Here is a 23,540-nt window from a genome sequence, read left to right as displayed (position 1 = left end):
AAATACGATGAAAGAGAATAAAGATACAAGAGTTGTCGTCGGTATGAGCGGGGGAGTCGATTCATCCGTATCTGCCCTGCTGCTAAAAGAGCAAGGGTATGATGTCGTTGGTATCTTCATGAAGAACTGGGATGATACCGACGAAAACGGTGTATGCACCGCGACAGAAGATTATGAAGATGTTATACATGTATGTAATCAGCTGGATATTCCCTATTACGCCGTGAATTTTGAAAAGCAGTACTGGGATAAAGTGTTCACTTACTTTTTAGACGAATATAAAGCTGGCCGAACCCCGAACCCTGATGTCATGTGTAACAAAGAAATCAAATTCAAAGCTTTCCTGGATCACGCGTTAGCTCTAGGTGCTGATTATCTCGCTACGGGACATTATGCTCAAGTACGTGAGGTCGATGGAACTTACGAAATGCTTAGAGGGGTCGATCAAAATAAAGATCAAACCTACTTCTTGAATCAGCTGTCACAGGAAGTTCTTTCTAAAGTTATGTTTCCTCTAGGTCATATAGATAAAAAAGAAGTACGTAAAATTGCGGAGGATCATGAGCTTGCAACCGCTAAGAAAAAAGATTCCACAGGCATATGCTTCATTGGAGAACGTAATTTCAAAGAATTTTTAAGTGAGTACATCCCTGCCCAGCCAGGAGAGATGCAGACTTTAGACGGTGAAGTAAAAGGTCAGCATGATGGTTTGATGTACTACACATTAGGTCAGCGCCAGGGGCTTGGTATTGGTGGAGCAGGTGAACCGTGGTTTGTGGTTGGTAAAAATGTAACAGACAATATCCTTTATGTTGGTCAAGGCTACCATCATGAAGCGCTGTACTCTGATGGTCTAATTGCAGTAGATGCAAATTGGACGAGTAATGACCCTCCTTTAGAACCATTTGAATGTACGGCTAAATTCCGATATCGTCAAGAAGATAGCCCTGTCACTGTCATCCCTAAAGAGGGCGGAACCTATGTTGTGAAATTCCATGAACGTGAACGAGCTGTCACTCCCGGTCAGGCTGTTGTCCTTTATAAAGGTGAAGTTTGTTTAGGCGGTGCAACGATTGACCAAGTAGTGAAAGAGAATGAATCATTGACTTACGTTGGATGAAAAACAAGCCATGTCCATTTGCTTTTGGGCATGGCTATTTTTAAGCAGGAGGTATGAAAAATGGATAAATTGAATCAAGCGATCGAACATATGAAGAAGCAAAACTTCGAGGAAGCTACTAAACTTTTCACGGAAACGATAGAAGAGAATCCTGACGATCCTGTAGGTTACATTAATTTCGGGAATTTATTAGTTCATGTGAACGAATGGGAACGAGCTGAACGATTTTTTAATCGGGCTATTGAGCTTGACGAGCAGGCTGCCACTGCTTATTACGGTTTAGGCAACGTTTACTATGAGCAAGAAAACTATACAAAAGCACAAAACCAGTTCCTATTAGCCATTGAAAAAGGCTTAGAAGAGGCTGATGTTCACTTTATGCTTGGGATGACGTTAGTTCATCAGGAGTATATGAAGCTGGCTCTTCCTTATTTGCTGAGAGCTTCTGAACTTGAACCGAAGGATATCGATATTCAATTTCAATACGGTTTATGTTTAGCTCAAACCGGTCAAATAGAAGAAGCTGAAGAAACGATGAAAACTGTGCTACAATTAGAAGAAAATCACAGTGATGCTCATTATAATTTAGGGGTTGTCGCTCTTCATAAAGAAGATGCAGGTCTAGCCCTTGAACACTTTAACAAAGCTTTAGAGTGTAATGGTGATCATACGTTAGCGGCCCATGCAAAGGCACAAATCGAACAAGCTTTAAGTGGAGAATAATCTAAAGGGGAAAGATGATCATGGAAGAACATACACTTTTTTCTGAATCAACAGAAGAAAAACGTCCTTATATTATTGGTGAATTGAACCGGATGATTTTTCATAAAGAATCCGAGCACTTTTCGATTGCCAGCATAAACGTGACGGATACGAATGAAGACTTCTCAGAAAAAAGTTTAGTCATTAAAGGATATTTCCCTCCTTTAGAAGAAGGAGAATCCTACGTTTTCCATGGTGAATTTCAAGAACATAAAAAATTCGGACGCCAATACCAAGTGGATTTTTATAAACGTGTCATGCCTGAAACGAAAGATGGGTTAATCGTTTATTTAGCGAGCGATCTATTCCATGGGATCGGGCAAAAGACGGCAGAGAGGATTGTCGATGAGCTTGGCGAACAGGCTATCTCAATGATTCTTCAAAACCCGGATGTACTTGACCGAGTGCCGAAACTGGCTAAGGAAAAGAAGAAGCAATTACATGAAGCTCTAAAGGAGCATCAAGGTTTTGAACACGTGATGATCCATCTTAACCAGTACGGATTCGGACTGAAAATGTCACAAAAAATATATGAAGCTTTCAAAGATCAGACCCTATCGATCATAGAGGAAGACCCTTATCAGCTGGTGTTTGAAGTTGAAGGGTTTGGTTTCCACCGGGCCGATGAGATTGCAAAAATGCAGGAGCTCCCGGATGACCATCCGACAAGAGTACGGGCGGCTTGCCTATATATCATGCAGCAAAGCCTATCATCTGGTCATGTGTATCTTCCGACTGAATTATGTCTTTCCCAGGTGGAAAATCTTTTGAACAATGGAAATATGAACGCAGTAACCTTTGAGCAATTATCGGAACAAATCGTCCATTTGGCAGAAAATCGTTATGTTTTCATAGAAGAGGATCATGTCTATCTGCCTTCGCTTTTTCATGCTGAAAATGGGCTCTGCCATCAATTGGAGCGCATCACGGAAGAAAGCTTGGACATCGAACATACACAGGCGGATTTAATGAAAATCATAGGTGATGTGGAAGAGAAAGAAGCCATGAGTTATGGCGAAGACCAATTCCAGGCGATTGAGAAAGCTCTTCATTCCAAGGCTATGATATTGACCGGCGGTCCAGGTACGGGGAAAACGACTGTGATAAAAGGGATCATACAATCCTATTCGAAACTTAATGATGTATCGATTGACCCAGGTGACTATGGCAGTGGAGATCCGTTTCCTTTTATTTTGACAGCTCCTACAGGAAGAGCTGCAAAAAGAATGACAGAATCGACAGGATTGCCTGCTAGAACCATTCACCGTTTATTAGGCTGGGATGGCCACAATAGTTTTGAAAAAAATCAGGATAACCAGTTGGAAGGCAATGTGCTGATTATTGATGAATTTTCTATGGTTGATATATGGCTGGCCAACCAATTGTTTCGAGCGATTCCCTCAGGCATGCAAGTATTGATTGTCGGAGATGAAGACCAGCTTCCATCGGTTGGACCCGGTCAAGTATTAGCTGACCTATTGCGTTCGGACTATATACCTTCTATTCAATTAACAGAAGTCTACCGACAAAAAGAAGGATCAAAAATCATCCAGCTGGCCCATGAAATAAAAAATGACCAGTGTACATCAAAATCATTAGAAAAAGACCATGATTTCAATTTTATACCTGCCGGAGAGCACCAAATAAAAGAGTTGGTCACGAATATTGTAAAAAAAGCGATCGATAAGGGGATTGAACTGCGTGAAGTTCAAGTACTCGCCCCGATGTACCGCTCGGAAACGGGAATCCATAAGCTTAACGAAGAGATCCAGCAGGTCGTTAACCCGAAAAGTAAACAAAAAAGGGACTTGACCTTTAAAGAAGTGACCTATCGAAAAGGAGATAAAGTCATTCAATTGGTCAACCAGCCTGAAGACGGTGTATATAACGGAGACATAGGAGAAATCGCAGCAATCTTCCGTGCTGAAGAAAACGTGGATCAAATCGAACAGGTGGTTGTGGAATATGACAGCAAAGAAGTGGTTTATCCAAAGAAAGACCTGAACAACATCATGCACGCGTATTGTACATCGATCCATAAATCCCAAGGTAGTGAATTCTCTATTGTCATTCTTCCAATTGTAAGAGGCTACCGAAGAATGCTTAGGAAGAATTTGATTTATACAGCGATTACCAGGTCGAAACAATCGCTGATCATTTGTGGGGATCAGCAAGCATTTTTAGAAGGAATCCAGACGAGAGACACGAATTTAAGGTATACTGGTCTGGCTGAAAAGCTTCAAGAACATCGTATCCCTGCAATAGAGGAAGAAGCGGAAGAGGAAGGTCTATCACCTTATGACTTTATGTAAGGTATAAATTGTAAAATCAAGGGGCAAACTAGCAGTAAAAAGGAGTTTGCCCTTATGAAATGTCCGAACTGTAATGGCAAGAACTTGGGACGGATAGGCAATGAACAATACTATTGCTGGAACTGCTGTTTAGAACTTTCTGTAGAAAAAGGCATAGTCAATGTCCATCAAATCGAAGAAGATGGCAGTTTAAGTTCCTTGAATGATTTATTCTATCAATCAGGTTCCTAATGGATAAAAAACTGATAAAATGGACGGTCCGTCTGTCCATCTTTTTCATTGTTCTATTACTTCTTCTTTTTCTTGCCTGGTTATTTCCACATTATGATCATGTAGTTATTTTACTAGGGAGAATCGTACTTCCTTTTTTAATTGCAATTATTTTGGCGATGCTGCTACATCCTTTGGTCAAATATTTAGAGGAAGTGGGTTTAAAGCGCTCAATAGCTATATTACTCATATTTCTCGTGTTCTTTTCTTTAGCGGGGTATGGGGTTTATCGTGGATATCCTCATTTAATAGATCAAATTAAAATGCTTAATGAGCAGCTTCCTCATTTAATAGAGGCGTATCAGAAGTGGACGAAGCAAATGTATGAACAGACCGAGCGGTTTCCAGACGGAATTCATGAGAGGCTGGAGCAAAGTTTCAGCAGATTGGAATCATGGATGGATGAGCGAATGATGGCAGTTGTTTCAGGTATGAGCGGTCTTTTCAATGTGATTGTACTCATTGCAGTCATACCTGTCATGACGTTTTATTTTTTGAAAGACCATCATTACATTATGAATGCTCTGCTTTTTTTAGTTCCAAGGAAGTGGAAAAGAGAGGCCGTCCATTTGACGAAAGAGTTAAGCCATTCCCTGGGCGGATATATTAGAGGTCAACTGTTAATCAGTCTGTTTGTAGGAGTTTTGGCTGGCATAGGTTTCTGGATCGCAGGGCTTCCTTATCCATTGGTGCTCGGTGTTGTGGCAGGGATTACGAATATCATTCCTTATTTCGGTCCGCTGTTCGGTGCTGTACCCGCATTGATTGTGGCTTTGACTATTTCTGTGAAAACTTTGGTTATTGCGGTGGTCGTCATCGTCATCATACAAATCATTGAGGGTAACTTCCTTTCACCTTATATTATGGGGAAAAGCATTCATATCCACCCTTTGCTTATTATCTTCGCTTTGCTAGCCGGAGGTGAACTTGCAGGAATCGCAGGGATGGTGTTAGCTGTACCTGTACTCACCTGCTTGAAAGTCATTTCAGAAGAAGTTTACCGATCGCGTATGAACGTTGACAGATAAGCACAAATTATCTATAATTGCGCTATCTATTACTATATGAACGCATAACACTTTGAAGAAAAAGAGTAAACAGACAGCCGGTCATAAGAGAGGTACCTCCCCGGGCTGAAAGAGGAACTAACCTGGCGCTGTTGAAAGCTATTTCTGAGTGCGGCTAATACCCGCCGGTTTCACGTACCGTTACAAGCGTCCAAGGTGATAGGCTGATCAGTCTATAATCAGGGTGGTACCGCGGATTATAATCCCGTCCCTGCCAGAGTGCAGGGGCGGGATTTTTATGTTCATATAGCGAAATACATGAAATTAACAGGAGGCACGTAGCATGAAATCATTAACTTCAGCAGAGGTCCGACAAATGTTTTTAAATTTCTTTACAGAAAAAAGTCATACAGTGGAGCCGAGCGCATCGCTTGTTCCCCATGAAGATCCTTCCCTTTTATGGATCAACAGTGGAGTGGCTACACTGAAAAAATATTTTGATGGACGCGTGGTTCCGGATAACCCGAGAATTGTAAACGCTCAAAAATCTATCCGTACGAACGATATAGAAAATGTTGGGTTCACTGCGCGTCACCATACATTTTTTGAAATGCTGGGTAACTTTTCCATTGGCGACTATTTTAAAGAAGAAGCGATCGCCTGGGGATGGGAGTTTCTTACGAGCAAGGATTGGATTGGATTCGATCCTGAGAAATTATCAGTAACCGTGCATCCCGAAGATGATGAAGCTTATGAAATTTGGCGGGATAAAATCGGTGTGAATGAAGAGCGGATCATACGCTTGGAAGAGAATTTCTGGGATATCGGAGAAGGCCCAAGCGGTCCGAATACGGAAATCTTCTATGATCGCGGAGCTAAGTATGGAGCGGATTCTTCTGACCCGGAGCTATATCCAGGTGGAGAAAATGAACGCTATTTAGAAATCTGGAATCTTGTGTTCTCCCAGTTCAATCACAATCCTGATGATACGTATACGCCGCTTCCTAAGAAGAACATTGATACAGGAATGGGTTTGGAGCGGATGGTGTGTGTCATTCAAGATACACCTACTAATTTTGAAACAGATTTGTTTTTACCGATCATCAAATCGACAGAAAAGATATCAGGGCGCACTTACGGCGATACAGTCGACCAGGATGCTGCTTTTAAAGTTATTGCGGATCATATGCGTACAGTAAGCTTTGCTGTAAGTGATGGAGCCCTTCCTTCTAACGAAGGTCGAGGATACGTTCTAAGACGCCTCCTGCGCCGTGCAGTGCGTTTTGCCAAGCAAATAGGTATAGACGAACCATTCATGTATAAACTAGTGCCAGTAGTCGCTGAGATCATGAATGATTTCTATCCTGAAGTCAGTAAAAAACAAGACTTTATTCAAAACGTAATCAAAACGGAAGAAGAACGTTTCCATGAAACATTGAATGACGGGCTATCCATCCTTAATAAGATCATGAATCAGGAATCAGAAAAAGGCAGCAATGTATTTCCTGGGGTAGAAGTGTTCAGATTGTATGATACATTTGGTTTTCCAAAAGAACTGACAGAAGAATATGTTTCTGAAGCTGGCTTCTCTATTGATGAGGAAGGGTTCCAGCAGGAAATGAAAAAGCAAAGAGAACGTGCAAGAAGTGCCCGCCAGAAATCTGACAGTATGCAAATCCAAGATGGTGTACTCGGGGACGTTCAAGTTGCCAGTGAATTTGTAGGGTACGACCAATTGAAGGCTGATGGTGAAATCGTCGAATTGATTAAAGGAAATCAATTTGCAGAAGAAGCGAATGAAGGAGATACTGTGTATTTCTTCCTCGACCGCACTCCTTTTTATGCGGAAAGCGGAGGACAAATCGCTGATAAAGGATTAGTGAAAAGCAATGAAGCTGTTTTAAATGTGAGCAATGTCCAAAAAGCACCGAATGGACAGCATATGCATGAAGCGGTCGTAACTAAGGGTACGATACAAAAAGGTGATAAAGTCGTTGCGGAAGTAAACAAAGAGACGAGATCGTATATCGTTAAAAATCATACGGCTACTCACTTGCTGCATCAGGCTCTTAAAGATGTTCTTGGTGATCATGTCAATCAAGCTGGATCTATGGTTTCTCCTGATCGGCTGCGTTTCGATTTCTCTCACTTCGGATCGGTGACTGAAGCAGAATTTGAACAAATTGAAAAAATCGTCAATGAAAAGATATGGAATTCGATTCCTGTCAGCATAGAGTATCATTCTCTCGAGCAGGCAAAGGAGAAAGGAGCTATGGCTCTTTTCGGTGAAAAATACGGCTCTGAAGTTCGGGTTGTTGAAGTCGGAGATTACAGTATGGAATTATGCGGAGGTTGTCACGTAGGAAATACTGCTGAAATCGGAATGTTCAAAATTATAACCGAGACAGGTATTGGTGCTGGTACGAGAAGAATGGAAGCTGTTACTGCAAGAGGCGCTTACGAGTTGATGACCAATAAAGAAATGATCCTAAAAGAATCGGCTCAATTGCTGAAAACTAAACCTGATCAAGTGCCAGAGCGTGTGCAAGTCCTTCATCAGGAATTAAAAGAATTACAGCGCGAAAACGAGTCATTATCAACCAAATTATCTAACTTGGAGGCTTCCTCCATTTTAGATGAAGTAGAGGATATCGATGGTGTTCATGTACTGGCAAAGCAAGTCGACGTCAAGGACAGTAATGCCCTACGGACCATGATGGATGACTTGAAGCAGCAAATCGGTTCGGCCATTGTCCTGCTGGCAACTACAAACGGGGATAAAGTTCAATTGATTGCGGGTGTTTCTAAAGATTTAATCGATGAAGGGTACCATGCAGGGAACTTGATTAAACAGGCGGCTGCCATATGCGGTGGAGGCGGTGGAGGCCGACCTGATATGGCTCAAGCAGGTGGTAAAGATTCTTCGAAAATATCTGAGGCTTTGAATTTCGCAAAAGATTACGCTAGAAAGACGGGTTGATTTTTACAAACTCGAAAATAAGTATATAATGGAACAAAGACTAACAATGTGCGAGGTGACAAATAATGAGTTCGATGGATAAAACGATGCGCTTCAACTTTTCGGAAGAACCGTTTGACGAGGATGTCAGAACCCTCTTGCTCTCGGTTCATAACTCCCTCCAAGAGAAAGGGTATAACCCTATCAATCAAATTGTCGGATATTTACTATCAGGGGATCCTGCTTACATTCCTCGCCATAATGATGCCAGAAATTTAATCCGTAAAATGGAACGGGACGAGCTGATTGAGGAATTAGTTAAGTACTATTTGGAAAACAATAAAGAGGACGTTTAATGAAAAAAATAGGTTTAGATGTAGGAGAAAAAACTATCGGAGTTGCCATTTCTGACGCACTGGGGTGGACAGCTCAAGGTCTCACGACACTTCATTGGGACGAAAATAATTATACGACAGCGAAAGGACCGCTTCGTGAGATGATTTCTGAACACGATGTGAGTGAAGCAGTCATCGGGTTACCTAAGAATATGAATGGAACGATTGGTCCACGTGGAGAAGCAAGTTACAGGTTTGGAAAGTGGCTAGAAAAGGAATTCAAACTAAACGTCCAATATTGGGATGAGCGCTTGACGACCATGGCGGCGGAACGAGTATTACTGGATGCTGATGTAAGTCGTCAAAAAAGAAAAAAGGTCATTGATAAAATGGCTGCGGTCATCATTTTACAAAGTTATTTGGATTCTAAACAATAAAGGAGGCAACATCATGGCATTAGAGAAAGAAGAACGAATTATCATCCCTGATGAAAACGGGGAAGAGCATTTATTCGAGGTATTATTTACGTTCGATGTGGAACAGACAGAACAATCATATATTGCAGTCGTACCTGCTGAACAAAAAGAGGGCGATGAGGTAGAAGTCTTTGCCTTTAGGTATGAAGAAAAAGGCAATGAAGAAGATGACCTAGCTTTATATCAGATAGACTCTGACGAAGAATGGGAAATGGTTGAAGAAATGTTGAATACGTTAACGGAAGAAGATCTCACGTAAGAGGGATTGAACTTGCAGGCACCCGCCTGCAAGTTTTTTTATGGTTTTTTAACAACAAAAACTGGGATATCGTCACTGGTTAATGGCGGAAGATATGAGGGCAAATGTCTAATGGCGTAGAAATAGCCAGGTAATTTGTAGTATAATGTAGCGGGTGGAAGGAGGAGTACTTTTGTCAGGTTATAAAAAAGGACATAAAGAGCGGTTGAAGAATCGCCGCAAAGAAGCGGGAACGGTGAGAAAGATCGTTATGATCGTATTAGCCGCCATAGGTATTGGATTGATTGTTTCTTTAATCGCAGGATATCTATATATTAAATCATCCATAGAACCCGTAGACCCAAATGACGAGTCAAATGTCGATGTGGATATCCCACTAGGGTCCTCTACGTCTGAAATAGCTGCTATCCTTGAGAATGAAGATGTAATAAAAAGTGCGATCATCTTCAGGTTATACACAAAATTTAATAATGAAACAGGCTTTCAAGCAGGGAGTTACAGTTTTTCTGCTTCAATGACATTGGATGAGGTCATCGAATCGCTTCAAACCGGGAAGACAAAAGGTGCGGCCGTTAGAATTACTATTCCTGAAGGGCGTAATATGGAGCAAATAGCAGAAATCTACAGTGAAAAGCTTGAATTTACAGAGGAAGAGTTTCTGAATAAAGTAAATGATGAAGATTACTTAAATGAATTGATAGAAGATCACCCATCACTTCTTACGGATGATATTTTACAAGAAGACATCCGTTATCCCCTAGAAGGTTATTTATTTGCGGGAACGTATGATTATGATGTGGAAGACCCAACAATAGAAGAAATAGTCGAGGTAATGGTTTCACGGACAGAGGGAGAAGTTATGGAATACGGTGATGAAATCGAGGACTCCGATATGAGTATCCATGAAGTAATCACGATGGCTTCGCTTGTAGAAAACGAAGCCCCCAATGAAGAGAGCCGCAGAGAAATCGCAGGGGTCTTTTATAACAGGTTGAACGAAGATATGATGTTGCAAACGGATCCCACTGTTCTCTATGCATTAGGCGAGCATAAAGACCGTGTGTTATATGAGGATCTGGAAGTAGAATCACCGTACAATACTTACCAGAATAAAGGGCTGCCCGTAGGTCCTATTTCAAGCTTCAACATCAATTCACTTCAGGCTGTTTTTAATCCGGTAGAGTCAGATTACCTTTATTTCTTAGCGAACAGTGAAGGTGAAATTTTCTATTCTGAGACTTTAGAGGAACATAATGAGTTAAAAGAAGAGCATATTTCTAGTGACGAGGGTCATAATTATATACCCGAAGATGAATGATTTATAAGGAATGCGTAATATATCTCGCATTCCTTGTTTTTTTTATGTTAAAATAATAGGGTTGTAAAAGAGAAGTTCTATAGATGAAAGGGGATTCCATCATGAAGCAGGAAGAATATCTGCATAGTTTACTTCATCCGGCCTCGAACGACGTGAGGGAACTGGAAAAGTATGCAAAGGAGCATAATGTGCCGATCATGGAACCTTTAGGTATTGAATTTCTCATGCAGTTGTTGAGAGTCCACAGACCAAACAACATTCTTGAAATAGGGGCAGCGATTGGTTATTCTGCTTTAAGAATGGTGGAAGCTTTACCTGAAAGTCAAATAGTTACGGTTGAAAGAGATGAGAAAAGGTACGAAGAAGCCAAGCAAAACATCAGGTTCTTCGGTAAAGAACAACAGATCCATTTATTAGCTGGAGATGCTCTTCATATAAAAGAACAAATAGAAGCATATGGGCCGTTCGACTTTCTATTTATAGACGCAGCTAAAGGGAAATATGAAGATTTCTTTCGTTTATATTCTCCTTTAGTGTCAGAACATGGAATCATCGTTTCAGATAATGTATTGTTTAAGGGGTATGTAGCAGATCCTTCCAAGGCGCCTGAGAGGCTTGAGAAAATGGTTTCTAAAATCATCAAATTTAATCAGCTGCTCAATGAGCATCCAGATTACAATACAACGATTGTACCCATAGGCGATGGAGTAGCTATTACAACTAGAAAATCATAGATAAATTTGGAATTGGTGAAAGGAGAACCAGAACGAATGACTGATAAACCTGTAGTAATTGGAGTAGCGGGGGGGACCGGATCGGGGAAAACGAGTGTAACCCGATCTATTATTCAACGTTTTGCGGATAAATCGATTTTGATGGTGGAACAAGACTATTATTATAAAGATCAGAGTCATCTGCCTATGGAAGAGAGACTGAAAACCAATTATGATCACCCACTCGCTTTTGATAACGATTTACTTATTGAGCATTTAAAAGAGCTGATTGCAGAGCGGTCGATCGAAAAACCAGTGTATGATTATAAAATTCATACCAGATCGGATGAAACAATTACAGTAGAGCCGAAAGAAGTCATTATTATTGAGGGAATTCTCGTTTTAGAAGATGAAAGACTTCGTGACCTTATGGATATCAAGGTTTTTGTAGATACGGATGCAGATGTGCGGATCATTCGCCGATTGATGAGAGATATAAATGAGCGGGGCCGAACTTTGGATTCAGTCATAGAACAGTATATTAATGTTGTTAGACCTATGCACCTCCAGTTTGTTGAACCGACGAAACGTTATTCAGATATAATTATTCCAGAAGGCGGGCAGAACCACGTGGCCATCGACTTAATGGCGACGAAAATTCAGACAGTTCTCCGCGAAAAAGGTCAGCTCGTAAGCAGAGAAAATAGTTGAAAAGTTTAAACAAATCTGGCATAGTTTTTGATAGAAGTTCTAGGAAACCTCACTCCGGTATACATTATATTAATAAAATGGAGTAGGATCTTCTTAGTAGTAAGAATTTTAATCGTTTATTATTGGCGGATATAAGGAGTGTATGAATATGGCAGAAGAAAAGAATTTTTACATGACCGACGAGGGAAAACGAAAACTTGAGGAAGAACTTGAATATTTAAAAAACGAACGTAGAAAAGAAGTAGTAGAACGAATTAAGATTGCTAGAGGTTTTGGTGACTTATCCGAGAACTCGGAATACGATGCGGCTAAAGATGAGCAAGCCTTCGTAGAGGCAAGAATTCAAACGGTTGAGAATATGATTCGCAATGCAGTGATTATTGAAAGTGATAACGATAATCCTGATCGCGTATCTATGGGGAAATCAGTCACTTTCCAAGAATTGCCTGATGGAGATGAAGAGACATATACAATCGTAGGCAGTGCAGAAGCCGACCCCTTTGAAGGAAAAATCTCTAATGATTCTCCGATGGCCCAGAGCCTGATCGGCCATGAAGTAGGAGATAAGGTTACTGTTGTAACCCCTGGCGGCGAGATCAACGTGAAAATAGTTACGGTTACATTATAATGGGGAAGGCAGGGAAAAACTCCCTGCCTTTTTATCTAGCTGTATATACTTATCAATCAGCGTGTAAGGTAGAAATGAATTTTTTTGTGAAACTTTTATTTCCTGTGTTTTGTAAATTATAGAAAATGTATGTCTTATATGCTTGTAAAGGAGGAACAAGGAATGTCTAAAAATAACTCTGGATTTTCCAGAGAAGGCCGTTTTGCGAAAAGAAAGAGATCAAAAATAATAGCAACGATTTTGGCTAGTGCAGCGGCTTTATTAATAATCGTTTATATAATCCTGTTCACAGCTGGCGGAGGTGTTGCGCCAGATGAGACTCAAGATTCCGAAACCCAGTCTGAATCAGCAGAACAGAATGATAGCAGTGGTGACTCAGAAGAACCAACTGAAGAATTAGAAGTGAGAGAAATAGAAGAGGAAAATGAAGACTCAGATGAGGAAAACTCCGAAAATGATTCTTCAGAAGAAGATGAAAAAGAAGAGTCAGAAGAGAGTGAAAACGAATCTTCAGAAGAAAATGAGGATGAAGAATCCGAAGAAGAGGAATCGGAAGAAGAATCTTCTGAGGAGGAGGAGTCCAGCGAAGACGAAGAAAATGATGATCGTCAAGTGGAAGAGAGTTCTGAAGAAAACGTGGATAGAGTAATCACAGGGGACTGGAGCCCTGTACAAACCGAACAAGACATATCTGGAGAACATAGAACAACTTATGATCCAAACTCCCAAGACTGGCAGGAAATCCTGCAGGCGGCAAGTAAGGCTACAGGTGTAGATGTTGGAGCTATGACGGTTTGGAGAATAGAGAATGCAGGAAATGGACAGGTTCATGCAGCGATTTCAGATGGAGGGCAAGGAAAGGTCCAGAGGGTGTTGATTGATTGGGAAGACGGAGAAGGATATCAACCACTTCAAGTAGAAGAATTAAATAACAATCCTTATTAATAAGTTAGGAGTTAGACTAATGGCAATAGGTATTATCGGCGCAATGGATGAAGAAATAGAATTACTGAAAAGTAAAATGAAAATAAGGGAAGTCCATCATGTGGCTGAAAGCACCTTTATTGAAGGTGAATTGGCCGGACATTCTGTCGTTTTATTAAAATCCGGAATAGGTAAAGTAAATGCGGCTATTGCTACTACAATTCTGCATGAACGTTTTGATATCGGTAAAGTGATCAATACAGGCTCAGCTGGCGGTTTTGCAAAAGAGTTAGAAGTTGGGGACCTGGTCATTTCAACTCTCGTGACGCATCACGATGTAGATGTAACTGCATTTAAGTATGAATATGGCCAGGTACCTGGCTTGCCAGCGATGTACCCCGCCGATGGGGAACTTATTAATAAAGCAATGGAAGCAGTTAAAAAAACAGATGCAAATGCTAAAAAAGGAATAATAGCAACAGGTGATTCCTTTATGCAGGAGGAATCACGTGTAAGTTTTGTACGAGGAAAATTTCCTGAGATGATAGCAGCAGAGATGGAAGCAGCAGCCATTGCCCAAGTGTGTTACAAGTATGAAACACCCTTTGTAGTCATTCGAGCTCTCTCTGATATTGCTGGGAAAGAATCTTCTATATCATTTGATCAATTTCTGCCTAAGGCTGCTGACAATGCAGCTTCCATGATCTTCTCTATGCTAGAGTCGATAGACTAGTAGAAATTACCATCTCAAGGCACCTCTAACTTATGTTACAATCATTCAAGTATAGGAGGTGGCTTGATGGACGCTAACAAGGTATTGGAAGGTAAATTAGCTGACTACAGAAGGTTCACCATGACATTGATTATACTGAGCGGTTATTTATATATCGGGGTGCTGATCAGCATATATGAGTATCATTCAACTTCATACTATTATTTGTTCGTACTCATCACTTTGCTATTATCCACCGCCTTCTATTTTGTGAAAAAATTGAAGGTGCTCCAGCAAAAATTAAGGGAAGAATAGTCAAATCCACTGTGTTTCATATACACAGTGGATTTTTTATGTTTAAACCATTTCAAATTAGTTCTAAAACAAGATAAATTGGTGTTATGCCTTCTGTATATATCTTCTTGGGCAGGGCTGGCCCCTCTTTATGGATGTGCGCTTGAATGCTAGTAAGCCTCTTTTTAGTTCTTTTTATTGCACACTCATAACGACCGGATTAACTTCAGTAGAATTTATCCTTAAACAGGGTTTATACTCAAGGAGAATTTCCATATTTACTCTGCTTATAAAATTCATGAAATATCTTCATTAAAGCTCTCTTTTCAATTCTCGATACGTAGCTTCTTGAAATGCCTAATTCTTTGGCAATTTCTCTCTGAGTTTTTTCGTCTTCATCATGTAAACCATACCTGAAAACGATTACTTCTTTTTCTCTTTCATCAAGTACCGAAATATATTGTCTAATTTGTGCTATTTCCATATGAAGTTGAATTTCTTCTACAATATCAACGACATCTGCTTGCAAAATATCGAGCAGATTAAGTTCATTACCTTCTTTATCATGACCGATGGGATCTTGCAAAGAGATGTCTTTATTCATTTTTTTCGTAGATCTCAAATGCATAAGTATTTCATTTTCAATACAACGTGCAGCATAAGTGGCGAGCTTCGTTCCTTTACCCGTGGAATAGCTTTCTATTCCTTTGATTAAACCGATTGTACCGATAGATATCAGGTCTTCAAAGTCCTCTTTTGTGTTTTCAAACTTTTTAACGATGTGAGCGACAAGCCTTAAATTATGTTCAATCAGCTTATCCCGGGCTTCTCTGTTCCCTTCCTTCATCAATTGTAGCTGCTTAGCTTCTTCTTCTTTGGATAAGGGGTTAGGAAACGCCTGATTCTTTACATATGATACAAAGAATATAGCTTCTTTGAAGAAATATAAGATGGAAGCTAACAAACTGCTCAAAAAAACACACCTCCTCGTGTATTGGGCAACTGCCTACCACAAGTGTATGTCGAAAGAAACCTGACCGTGCCTGTACTAAAGCAAATAAAAAAGCAGCCAGGAGAATGGCTGCTTTTCTGCTTCATTATTAATTTTGTTTATAATCATCCTGTATGCTCTCTTCCCATAAAGGAACGCCGCTTTTGTAAGCTGCTCTGCCGATCATGTGACCTGAAACAGGAGCAGTGAGTAGGATGAACAGAACACCCAGCAGTAGTTTACCGCTGATGATGTCATGTTCCACGTACATGAAGATGAAGGCACCTATCAATATCCCTGCGACACCTAAAGTGGCACTTTTTGTAGCCGCGTGCAGGCGGGTGTAAACATCCGGAAATCTTAACACTCCGATAGAACCGGAAATCAAGAAAAAGGTGCCTGATAATAAGAAAAAACATATGAGCAAATCAAAAACAATATTAATCCATGTCCCGCTCAATGATAACACCCTTTTCAATGAATTTCGCCAGCGCTATGGTTCCGATAAATAATAGTATACCAATCAATAAAATAACATCATTGAATTGTGTAGAAACCAGCAGGATGGCGATGATGCCTGCTAAGCCCATGATGTTCACTCCAAATATATCTAATGCGACCGCTCTATCAGGATTGGTCGGTCCTTTGATGACCCGATAAAGCAAGATCATTACAGACAAGGATACACCGATAATTGAGATAATTGCAGAGACTTGGATTAGTGATTGGGTAATTTCTAAAGTTTGCTCCATTACCGTGTCACCTCCATGATAGCTTTTTCAAACGTTTCTTTGATTTCCGTAACTGAGGCTTCAACATCTGGAATGTCCATAGCGTGGACGTAAATTTTTGAGTAATCCTCACTCACATCTAAAGAAAGAGTTCCGGGAGTCAATGAAATCAAATTGGCAAGCAAGGTGATCTCCCAATTACTTTTCAGATCAATGGGAAGTTCAAAAATTCCCGGTTTCATATCTAATTTTGGTTTGTAAACGAGTTTTACGATATCGATGTTTGAAAGTAATAGTTCTCGGACAAAGAGTAAGATCAGCTTAATTACACTGAAAACCCTCTGCATGTAAAACGTGTCAGGGATGAACCTCTGTAGTACTACCAACATCAGAATACCAATCAGGTAACCTACTAAGAAAGTAGTAAAGTTATACGTCTCACTTAGAAACATCCACATGACAGCAATGATAATGTTGAGGACAATTTGATAAGGCATTAGCTGTCTACTCCTTTATTACAGAATCAATATAGATTTGCGGGTTCATTAAATATTCTCCCATTTCTTCTACGGAAGGATAAAACCATTCAGCTCCAACACCCAGAAGAACAGTAATTGATAGCAGGACCGCGATCGGCCAAGTCATACGGCGAGCTGCTCCGCTTCTTTCAGGGTGAGGGGGAGCATCCTGCTTTTCACCCCAAAATCCACGAATAAAGATTCTGATCATAGAGAATAAAATGAGCAGGCTCGATACGAGTGAAGCGATAACTACCATTATTTCTTCTTGCGCCAACCCGCCCTGGATAAGAAGCAGCTTTCCTACAAAACCACTGAACGGTGGAATACCCGCTAAAACAAGAGTAGCGATGAAAAAGAACCATCCGAGGACTGGGTAATGGTGAATCAGTCCATTCATTTTTCTTAAGTCAGAAGTTCCCGCTACATAAGCGATGAGGCCAACGAGCAGGAAGAGTGCTGCTTTAATTACCATATCATTAATTAAATAATAAATCGTGCCGCTGAGCGCTGTTTCTGAAAATATGCCTATTCCCATCATCATAAAACCGACAGCAGGAATAATGTTATAAGCTACGATCAGTTTGATATTGTTGGTAGATAATGCGCCGATTACTCCAAAAATCATAGTAAATGCAGCTAAATATATGAAAATAGTGTGAGTAAGGTCGGTTTCGCCTACGAAGATCAAGGTGAACACTCTAAGGATCGAATAAATTCCAACCTTAGTAAGCAAGGCCCCAAAAAGGGCGGAAACGACTGGGTTCGGAACTATATAAGGCCTTGGCAGCCAATAATACAAGGGGAAAACTGCTGCTTTCGTTGCGAAAACAAAGAAGAACAGCATGGCAATTGTTGTAAGGATCCCTTGTTGTTCGACTTCCTGCACCCTCTGAGAAACCTGAGCCATATTTACCGATCCAACGACGGAATATAAAAAGGCAATGGTCGTTACAAACAGCATGGATGAGAATAAGTTAATTAGTACATATTTCAAAGATTCTCTTAGCTGCGCTTTTCCATTTCCGAGTACGATCAACCCGTATGAAGCCATGAGCAGTACTTCAAAGAATACGAAAAGGTTGAATAAGTCTCCTGTAAGAAATGCACCGCTGACTCCACTGATCAGCATGAAAAAGAAGCTGTAAAAGAAGAAAGATTCTTGCTGCTCGGTCAGTGACTTTGGTGCATAAAATACACAAGCAGCAGCCACTATATTCGTGGTCAATACTAAAGTGATAGACAGCATATCTCCAACTATCACAATGCCGAACGGAGCTTCATAGCTTCCCGTTTCAAGGATGATCGTTCCGTTTGTTGAAATCAGAAAAAGAACGACACTTACAAGAGCTAAATTGATCAGTGTAAACATTTGAGACATGACTCGAACTGTATTTTTCTTATTATTGAAAAAGGCCGTAATGATTGCTGCCAATAACGGCCATATAATTGTTAAAGCTAATAAATTACTCATAATCGTTTCCCCTCAATTGCTCCATATTGTCTGTGCCGTTAATCTTGGAGGCTCGATAAGCTAATACGAGCAGTAAGCTCGTCACCCCGAAACTAATAACGATAGAAGTCAAGATCAAGGCTTGCGGAAGCGGATCTGTATATTGGTCAATTCCATCCGTCAGAATCGGCGGCGCTCCTCTTTTAAGCTCTCCCATCGTCAAAATGAACAAGTGGGCACCGTGAGATATTAATGCGGTACCGATTACGATTCGGAGGAGCTGCTTTTGGAGGAGGTTATATACTCCTGTTGTGAATAAAGTACCGGCAAGGACTGCCATAATGATCTCCATGAGTTACTCCTCCTTATTCTTTCCGCGTAATCGAATCAATCCGAAAATAGCCATCGCAGCAATTCCTAACACAGCAATTTCAAACAACGTATCTAACCCACGGAAGTCGACAAGAATGACGTTTACTATATTATCTCCACCGCCGAGCTTATAGGAATTATCTACAAAGTAACTTGACATAGTATCGAACATCTTATGGCTGTGGGCAGAAATAGCAACCATTGTCATCAATAAGCCGTAGCCGACCGATATGATCAAATTCATCGCTTTTGTTAATGATGATTCATGGTGCGGCTCAAGATTAGGCAAGTGGTAAAACACGAGTAAGAATAGAGCTACGGTTACTGTTTCGACGATAAGTTGGGTCAAGGCCAAGTCAGGTGCTCTGTAGAGCACAAACAACATCGCTAACCCGTAACCGACAACACCTAAGATCAGAATGGCAGCAATTCTGTTTTTAGCTATGATCGTACCTATTGCAGCAATGACCATGACGACTGCGATCAGTACTTCGTGCAGGGTCACCTCTGACACGTTACCGAAATCAAGAGTAAACCCGCCTGTAAGAGCCATGGTGCCGAAAGTTACTACAACTATAGCCACTAGTATCAAACGGACATATCGCCCCAGTGAGCCGTTCATATAGCTGTTAGTAATGATAGTTGAATATCTTTCTGTGCGCTCGACAAGCCCGTCATAAAATGTGTTTAAACTTAGACGGCCTGGGACTGCGTTGTAAATGGAAGCCCACTTCGGAATAGACAGGTAAAGAATCGTTCCGAATACCAGTACAGTAATCGACATAATGAATGCCGGTGATAATCCGTGCCAGTAATATATATCTTTCACATTTTCACTTCCATAAGCCGCTGAAGCCGCATGCTCTATGAAAGGTTTGTTGATCAAATCTGGGAACAATCCGATGATGATGACGCCAAGTACTAAGATAGCTGGAGAAACCAACATTCCCGCCGGTGCCTCGTGGGGCTTCTTGGGAAGCTCATCAATGTTCGCTTTTCCTCGGAAAGTGCCGAAGAAGAAGTACATAGAATATACAAATGTGAAAATGCTTCCTAGTACGGCCAAGTAAGGGAATAAAGTCTGCAATGTTGCTGCAATGCCAGTAACAGACAAGTCCATAGTCACGGCAGCATCAAAAAACATTTCCTTACTATAGAATCCGTTAAGGAACGGAAACGGAACACCCGCCATCGAAAATGAAGCGATGACAGCTAAAGTAGCCGTAATCGGGAGGAATGTCATGAGCCCTCCTAATTTCCTAATGTCCCTCGAACCGGTTTCGTGATCTACTATTCCAGCAATCATGAACAAGCTGCCTTTAAAGGTCGCATGGTTCAAAATGTGGAAAACTGCAGCAAAAATAGCTGCTTTTGTACCGAAACCAAGCATAGCCATGATCATCCCGAGCTGACTGATTGTTGAAAAGGCAAGGATTCCTTTTAAGTCAGTCTGTCTTACAGCCATATAGGATCCCCAGCATAACGTGGCTATTCCGACTGCAGATACGATAATAAAGAACCACTCTGAAACAGAAAGCATAGGAAGAAAGCGCGCAACTAAGAAAATTCCGGCTTTAACCATAGTTGCCGAGTGTAAATACGCACTGACAGGTGTCGGCGCTTCCATTGCATCTGGAAGCCAAATGTGGAATGGGAACTGAGCAGATTTCGTAAATGCTCCTAATAGAATCAAGGTCAGGATGAGTGGGAAGAAGTCATGATTTAAAATCAATTCTTGCTGACTCATCATTTCCTGAATACTTGCAGTTCCAGTAATTCCGCTCATGAACACTAAGCCACCAAGTAGACTCAGCCCTCCAAAGACTGTAATCAGCATGGATTTCAGAGCCCCATACCGAGAACCTTCCCTGTGATTCCAAAATCCGATAAGAAGGAATGATGATAGGGAAGTGAATTCCCAGAACGTATATAAAACGTATACGTTATCAGATAATACGATTCCCAGCATGGAACCCATGAATAATAAAAAGTAAACATAAAAATGTCCCAGTTGCTCCGATTTATGTAGGTAATAGATCGAATAAAATGCAACTAGGGAGCCTATTCCACTTATAAGTAAAATGAATAGTAAGCTCAAACCATCAAGATAGAATAAAAAGTTCATATCCAATGATGGTATCCAGGAATATTCTCTTTCAACAGGCTCGAATCCCGGTCCTATAAATCGTGCAAAATAAATAAAGATCACAACAGGTACAGCAGTAACGAAAAAACCCGTGTGAAGCTTGTGTTTCCACTTACTTAAAAATGGAATGAAAATAGCGATAATAAAAGGCAATAGTACAGCCAGTAGCATCTGGTTGATCCTCCCTCGAACTAAGATCCAGCATATTGTTATAGTTGGTTCACTCAATTGTAATCAAAAAACAGTCAAAGATTCAACTGAATACTCCTATAAACCATTTTATTGTTGTCCTTTTTCTCAAAATATATAAATATGAAGAAAATCGGAAGCAGGTTATGAAAAAAAAATATTAAAAAAAAACGTCAAATCTGATTTGACGTTTTTCAACTAGGCCTATTTTCCTGATTTTGCTATCAACCAACCATTGGGTTCGTTCGGTCTAATAAATGATAGAGTTTTCTATCAATGATTTCCCTTTCTATTTGGTTAATGAAATCTTTAGAAAGATTGAGTTGTATGGCTTTGTGGTAAGATTGTAATAACAGGGTATCAGATAATTGTTTCATCTTATTCTGCCGAATGGCAGCCACCTCCTGTTTAATATAGAGCTCGGAAGTTTTACTACTTTCCAACCATATCACGAGTTAATCATAGCCACAATAACCACCTTATCAACAGTGAAATGTAGATAAGTTTTCATGTTGAAGGAGGATGTTCCTGTTCTATAGAGTGTTAGGATGTGTGGAATGTGTGCATAAAGTTATCCACAAGGTCATTTATGTCGCGAATTGTCGAACGATTCTTGTAATAAGTTAGAGAATATCAGGATTCTTTTGAAACACTGAAGGTTTTTGTATATGATAGGTAAGGGAATTTGTCGTTAAAGATGGGGTGAATAGAATGTTGAAAAATTTTCTTCCGAACGAACACGTGGATAGTGTGTATGACATTAATCCTCTCGTTTTGAAAGATAAAGGTATTAAGGGTGTCATTACAGATTTGGATAACACTCTTGTGGCTTGGGACAAGCCTGATGCTACTGAGGAGATTGTTGAATGGTTTCAACTTATGAACCGTCATGGCATTCAAGTGATCATAGCATCGAATAATAATGAAAATAGAGTCAAGTTATTTTCTGAGCCATTGGATACGACTTTTATCCATAGTGCAAGGAAGCCATTATCCAAAGCTTTTAAAAAGGCTCAGAAGGAAATGAATGTTAAAAAAGATGAACTTGTAGTAGTAGGCGATCAAATAATGACCGATGTCTTAGGCGGTAATTTGGCAGGTATTCACACGATTCTTGTTGTGCCGATCGTTGAAACCGATGGCTTTATCACAAAATTCAACCGTAAAATAGAGCGGAGAATTCTTAAATGGATGAAACGTAAAGGCAAGATTGAATGGGAGGAGAATTCTAAAGATGACAACAGTTAAATGCCAGGGGTGCGGGGCAGTCATCCAAACCAGCGATCCGAATCTTCCGGGTTATGCTCCCGAATCTGCTTTAAGCAGAGAAGACATCATTTGCAAGCGCTGCTTTCGTTTGAAGCATTACAACGAAGTACAGGATGTACCTTATCAAGATGATGAATTTCTTGAGATGCTTAATCAAATCAGCGACAGCCGGGGTTTAGTCGTTCAAATTGTAGATATATTTGATTTTAACGGCAGCTTTATACCGGGTATGAAGCGGCTGACAGGTCAAAATCCTGTCCTCCTCGTAGGTAACAAAATGGATGTGCTGCCTAACTCTGTCAATCCGAAAAAAGTTAAACAGTGGTTAAGATCAGCTGCCAAAGACCAGGGTTTGATCGTGGAGGATGTTTTTCTCATCTCTGCACAAAAAGGAGAAGGAATCGAAGCTTTATCTCTGGCAATTGAAAAGCATAGGAATGAGCAGGACGTCTACGTAGTAGGGACGACGAATGTAGGAAAATCTACATTCATAAATAAATTGATCCAGCAGACTTCCGGGGTTAAGGACGCTATTACTACCTCTTACTTCCCAGGAACTACGTTAGGTTTTATTGATATACCACTTGATGAACGCACTTCTTTATACGACACACCAGGGGTTATCCATCGACATCAGATGGCTCATTATGTTTCAGACCAGGACCTTAAAACGATAACGCCTAGAAAAGAAGTAAAGCCAAAAGTGTATCAACTTAACGAAGGACAAACATTGTACTTCGGCGGACTGGCTCGTCTTGATTTTGATTCAGGTGAACGGTCTTCGTTCATTTGTTACCTCTCCAATGAATTGGATATCCATCGGACAAAGCTAGAGAACGCGGATGAATTGTATAGAAATCACTTAGGTGGCCTTCTTTCACCTCCAGACGAGGAAACGATGAAGTCCCTTCCTGAATTGAAAGCACAAACATTCAGGTTACCTGAGGGTAAGACAGATATTGTATTTTCAGGTTTAGGATGGGCTACTGTGCCGGAGGGGAATATTACGGTTACAGCTCACGTGCCTGCAGGAGTTAAAGTATCCCTGCGCCAATCATTAATTTAGGAGGC

At 40.6% G+C, this 23,540-nt stretch carries 26 protein-coding genes; 18 read left to right on the top strand and 8 right to left on the bottom strand.

Features of this window, described 5'->3' with window-relative positions; translation table 11 throughout:
• The first annotated feature begins 7 nt into the window (after nucleotides 1–7).
• From mnmA to LF817_RS03475, 16 genes are all read left to right on the top strand, one after another.
• A complete protein-coding gene (gene mnmA, locus LF817_RS03550) occupies nucleotides 8–1,120 on the top strand; it encodes a tRNA 2-thiouridine(34) synthase MnmA (RefSeq protein ID WP_253934391.1) in 1,113 nt (370 codons plus the stop codon).
• A 60-nt stretch (nucleotides 1,121–1,180) separates the two neighbouring features.
• A complete protein-coding gene (locus LF817_RS03545) occupies nucleotides 1,181–1,843 on the top strand; it encodes a tetratricopeptide repeat protein (RefSeq protein ID WP_253934390.1) in 663 nt (220 codons plus the stop codon).
• Between the two features lie 20 nt (nucleotides 1,844–1,863).
• A complete protein-coding gene (gene recD2 / locus LF817_RS03540) occupies nucleotides 1,864–4,194 on the top strand; it encodes an SF1B family DNA helicase RecD2 (RefSeq protein ID WP_253934389.1) in 2,331 nt (776 codons plus the stop codon).
• 54 nt (nucleotides 4,195–4,248) lie between these two features.
• A complete protein-coding gene (locus LF817_RS03535) occupies nucleotides 4,249–4,425 on the top strand; it encodes a hypothetical protein (protein ID WP_253934388.1) in 177 nt (58 codons plus the stop codon).
• Nucleotides 4,425–5,492 (top strand): AI-2E family transporter, encoded by a 1,068-nt coding sequence (locus tag LF817_RS03530; RefSeq protein WP_253934387.1) that lies wholly within the window; start codon nucleotides 4,425–4,427, stop codon nucleotides 5,490–5,492. The genes LF817_RS03535 and LF817_RS03530 overlap by 1 nt, the downstream gene beginning before the upstream one ends.
• Nucleotides 5,493–5,814: 322 nt before the next feature.
• Nucleotides 5,815–8,451 (top strand): alanine--tRNA ligase, encoded by a 2,637-nt coding sequence (alaS, locus tag LF817_RS03525; RefSeq protein WP_253934386.1) that lies wholly within the window; start codon nucleotides 5,815–5,817, stop codon nucleotides 8,449–8,451.
• Between the two features lie 65 nt (nucleotides 8,452–8,516).
• Nucleotides 8,517–8,786: an IreB family regulatory phosphoprotein gene (locus LF817_RS03520; protein WP_253934385.1), complete on the top strand. Its 270-nt coding sequence runs from the start codon at nucleotides 8,517–8,519 to the stop codon at nucleotides 8,784–8,786.
• Nucleotides 8,786–9,202: a Holliday junction resolvase RuvX gene (gene ruvX, locus LF817_RS03515; RefSeq protein ID WP_253934384.1), complete on the top strand. Its 417-nt coding sequence runs from the start codon at nucleotides 8,786–8,788 to the stop codon at nucleotides 9,200–9,202. The genes LF817_RS03520 and ruvX overlap by 1 nt, the downstream gene beginning before the upstream one ends.
• A 13-nt stretch (nucleotides 9,203–9,215) precedes the next feature.
• Entirely contained in the window at nucleotides 9,216–9,500 is a 285-nt protein-coding gene (locus LF817_RS03510) for a DUF1292 domain-containing protein (RefSeq protein WP_253934383.1), read from the top strand.
• 172 nt (nucleotides 9,501–9,672) lie between these two features.
• Nucleotides 9,673–10,818 (top strand): endolytic transglycosylase MltG, encoded by a 1,146-nt coding sequence (gene mltG, locus LF817_RS03505; RefSeq protein WP_253934382.1) that lies wholly within the window; start codon nucleotides 9,673–9,675, stop codon nucleotides 10,816–10,818.
• A gap of 101 nt (nucleotides 10,819–10,919) precedes the next feature.
• Entirely contained in the window at nucleotides 10,920–11,552 is a 633-nt protein-coding gene (locus tag LF817_RS03500; protein WP_253934381.1) for an O-methyltransferase, read from the top strand.
• A 36-nt stretch (nucleotides 11,553–11,588) separates the two neighbouring features.
• Entirely contained in the window at nucleotides 11,589–12,242 is a 654-nt protein-coding gene (gene udk, locus LF817_RS03495; RefSeq protein WP_253934380.1) for a uridine kinase, read from the top strand.
• Nucleotides 12,243–12,390: 148 nt separating this feature from the next.
• A complete protein-coding gene (greA, locus tag LF817_RS03490; protein WP_253934379.1) occupies nucleotides 12,391–12,870 on the top strand; it encodes a transcription elongation factor GreA in 480 nt (159 codons plus the stop codon).
• A gap of 162 nt (nucleotides 12,871–13,032) precedes the next feature.
• A complete protein-coding gene (locus LF817_RS03485) occupies nucleotides 13,033–13,815 on the top strand; it encodes a YrrS family protein (protein WP_253934378.1) in 783 nt (260 codons plus the stop codon).
• 19 nt (nucleotides 13,816–13,834) lie between these two features.
• Nucleotides 13,835–14,527: a 5'-methylthioadenosine/S-adenosylhomocysteine nucleosidase gene (mtnN, locus tag LF817_RS03480; protein WP_253934377.1), complete on the top strand. Its 693-nt coding sequence runs from the start codon at nucleotides 13,835–13,837 to the stop codon at nucleotides 14,525–14,527.
• Nucleotides 14,528–14,593: 66 nt separating this feature from the next.
• Nucleotides 14,594–14,821 (top strand): YrhC family protein, encoded by a 228-nt coding sequence (locus tag LF817_RS03475; protein WP_253934376.1) that lies wholly within the window; start codon nucleotides 14,594–14,596, stop codon nucleotides 14,819–14,821.
• Between the two features lie 238 nt (nucleotides 14,822–15,059).
• Here the strand turns inward: LF817_RS03475 and sigK are convergent, their stop codons facing one another.
• The 8 genes from sigK to sda all read right to left on the bottom strand — a co-directional run bounded on the left by sigK (nucleotide 15,060) and on the right by sda (nucleotide 21,577).
• Nucleotides 15,060–15,773: an RNA polymerase sporulation sigma factor SigK gene (sigK, locus tag LF817_RS03470; protein WP_253934375.1), complete on the bottom strand. Its 714-nt coding sequence runs from the start codon at nucleotides 15,771–15,773 to the stop codon at nucleotides 15,060–15,062.
• Between the two features lie 127 nt (nucleotides 15,774–15,900).
• On the bottom strand, nucleotides 15,901–16,251 hold the full coding sequence (gene mnhG / locus LF817_RS03465) for a monovalent cation/H(+) antiporter subunit G (RefSeq protein ID WP_253934374.1): 351 nt from the start codon (nucleotides 16,249–16,251) through the stop codon (nucleotides 15,901–15,903).
• Nucleotides 16,232–16,543 (bottom strand): monovalent cation/H+ antiporter complex subunit F, encoded by a 312-nt coding sequence (locus LF817_RS03460; RefSeq protein ID WP_253934373.1) that lies wholly within the window; start codon nucleotides 16,541–16,543, stop codon nucleotides 16,232–16,234. The genes mnhG and LF817_RS03460 overlap by 20 nt, the downstream gene beginning before the upstream one ends.
• A complete protein-coding gene (locus LF817_RS03455; RefSeq protein WP_253934372.1) occupies nucleotides 16,543–17,019 on the bottom strand; it encodes a Na+/H+ antiporter subunit E in 477 nt (158 codons plus the stop codon). The genes LF817_RS03460 and LF817_RS03455 overlap by 1 nt, the downstream gene beginning before the upstream one ends.
• A gap of 7 nt (nucleotides 17,020–17,026) precedes the next feature.
• The gene (locus LF817_RS03450) at nucleotides 17,027–18,514 is read right to left on the bottom strand and encodes a Na+/H+ antiporter subunit D (protein ID WP_253934371.1); all 1,488 of its coding nucleotides are present in this window, start codon (nucleotides 18,512–18,514) and stop codon (nucleotides 17,027–17,029) included.
• Nucleotides 18,507–18,845: a Na(+)/H(+) antiporter subunit C gene (locus tag LF817_RS03445; protein WP_253934370.1), complete on the bottom strand. Its 339-nt coding sequence runs from the start codon at nucleotides 18,843–18,845 to the stop codon at nucleotides 18,507–18,509. Before LF817_RS03445 ends, LF817_RS03450 begins: the two co-directional genes overlap by 8 nt.
• 3 nt (nucleotides 18,846–18,848) lie before the next feature.
• Nucleotides 18,849–21,182: a Na+/H+ antiporter subunit A gene (locus LF817_RS03440; protein WP_256558175.1), complete on the bottom strand. Its 2,334-nt coding sequence runs from the start codon at nucleotides 21,180–21,182 to the stop codon at nucleotides 18,849–18,851.
• 242 nt (nucleotides 21,183–21,424) lie between these two features.
• Nucleotides 21,425–21,577 carry a sporulation histidine kinase inhibitor Sda gene (gene sda, locus LF817_RS03435; protein ID WP_253934557.1) on the bottom strand — a complete coding sequence of 51 codons (153 nt, stop codon included), beginning with the start codon at nucleotides 21,575–21,577 and terminating at the stop codon, nucleotides 21,425–21,427.
• Between the two features lie 334 nt (nucleotides 21,578–21,911).
• Between sda and LF817_RS03430 the strand changes: the two genes are divergently transcribed.
• Nucleotides 21,912–22,448: a YqeG family HAD IIIA-type phosphatase gene (locus LF817_RS03430; RefSeq protein ID WP_253934369.1), complete on the top strand. Its 537-nt coding sequence runs from the start codon at nucleotides 21,912–21,914 to the stop codon at nucleotides 22,446–22,448.
• Nucleotides 22,435–23,535 carry a ribosome biogenesis GTPase YqeH gene (gene yqeH, locus LF817_RS03425; RefSeq protein ID WP_253934368.1) on the top strand — a complete coding sequence of 367 codons (1,101 nt, stop codon included), beginning with the start codon at nucleotides 22,435–22,437 and terminating at the stop codon, nucleotides 23,533–23,535. The genes LF817_RS03430 and yqeH overlap by 14 nt, the downstream gene beginning before the upstream one ends.
• The last annotated feature ends 5 nt before the right edge of the window (nucleotides 23,536–23,540 follow it).

Source organism: Halobacillus sp. A1 (assembly GCF_024189295.1).
Taxonomy (GTDB): Bacteria; Bacillota; Bacilli; order Bacillales; family Halobacillaceae; genus Halobacillus_A.
The sequence above is the reverse complement of the archived record's forward strand: the minus strand, read 5'-3'. Positions and strand labels throughout refer to the sequence as shown.

Bases quoted from the DNA above. Each gene is read 5' to 3' on its own strand.
- LF817_RS03460 (WP_253934373.1), bottom strand. From the start codon at position 16,543: ATGGAGCAAACTTTAGAAATTACCCAATCACTAATCCAAGTCTCTGCA.
- LF817_RS03430 (WP_253934369.1), top strand. From the start codon at position 21,912: ATGTTGAAAAATTTTCTTCCGAACGAACACGTGGATAGTGTGTATGAC.
- LF817_RS03530 (WP_253934387.1), top strand. From the start codon at position 4,425: ATGGATAAAAAACTGATAAAATGGACGGTCCGTCTGTCCATCTTTTTC.
- LF817_RS03510 (WP_253934383.1), top strand. From the start codon at position 9,216: ATGGCATTAGAGAAAGAAGAACGAATTATCATCCCTGATGAAAACGGG.
- udk (WP_253934380.1), top strand. From the start codon at position 11,589: ATGACTGATAAACCTGTAGTAATTGGAGTAGCGGGGGGGACCGGATCG.
- LF817_RS03500 (WP_253934381.1), top strand. From the start codon at position 10,920: ATGAAGCAGGAAGAATATCTGCATAGTTTACTTCATCCGGCCTCGAAC.
- sda (WP_253934557.1), bottom strand. From the start codon at position 21,577: ATGAAACAATTATCTGATACCCTGTTATTACAATCTTACCACAAAGCC.
- ruvX (WP_253934384.1), top strand. From the start codon at position 8,786: ATGAAAAAAATAGGTTTAGATGTAGGAGAAAAAACTATCGGAGTTGCC.
- LF817_RS03450 (WP_253934371.1), bottom strand. From the start codon at position 18,514: ATGAGTAATTTATTAGCTTTAACAATTATATGGCCGTTATTGGCAGCA.
- yqeH (WP_253934368.1), top strand. From the start codon at position 22,435: ATGACAACAGTTAAATGCCAGGGGTGCGGGGCAGTCATCCAAACCAGC.
- LF817_RS03535 (WP_253934388.1), top strand. From the start codon at position 4,249: ATGAAATGTCCGAACTGTAATGGCAAGAACTTGGGACGGATAGGCAAT.
- mnmA (WP_253934391.1), top strand. From the start codon at position 8: ATGAAAGAGAATAAAGATACAAGAGTTGTCGTCGGTATGAGCGGGGGA.
- LF817_RS03545 (WP_253934390.1), top strand. From the start codon at position 1,181: ATGGATAAATTGAATCAAGCGATCGAACATATGAAGAAGCAAAACTTC.
- LF817_RS03445 (WP_253934370.1), bottom strand. From the start codon at position 18,845: ATGGAGATCATTATGGCAGTCCTTGCCGGTACTTTATTCACAACAGGA.
- mtnN (WP_253934377.1), top strand. From the start codon at position 13,835: ATGGCAATAGGTATTATCGGCGCAATGGATGAAGAAATAGAATTACTG.
- recD2 (WP_253934389.1), top strand. From the start codon at position 1,864: ATGGAAGAACATACACTTTTTTCTGAATCAACAGAAGAAAAACGTCCT.
- LF817_RS03520 (WP_253934385.1), top strand. From the start codon at position 8,517: ATGAGTTCGATGGATAAAACGATGCGCTTCAACTTTTCGGAAGAACCG.
- LF817_RS03440 (WP_256558175.1), bottom strand. From the start codon at position 21,182: ATGCTACTGGCTGTACTATTGCCTTTTATTATCGCTATTTTCATTCCA.
- LF817_RS03475 (WP_253934376.1), top strand. From the start codon at position 14,594: ATGGACGCTAACAAGGTATTGGAAGGTAAATTAGCTGACTACAGAAGG.
- LF817_RS03485 (WP_253934378.1), top strand. From the start codon at position 13,033: ATGTCTAAAAATAACTCTGGATTTTCCAGAGAAGGCCGTTTTGCGAAA.
- LF817_RS03455 (WP_253934372.1), bottom strand. From the start codon at position 17,019: ATGCCTTATCAAATTGTCCTCAACATTATCATTGCTGTCATGTGGATG.
- greA (WP_253934379.1), top strand. From the start codon at position 12,391: ATGGCAGAAGAAAAGAATTTTTACATGACCGACGAGGGAAAACGAAAA.
- alaS (WP_253934386.1), top strand. From the start codon at position 5,815: ATGAAATCATTAACTTCAGCAGAGGTCCGACAAATGTTTTTAAATTTC.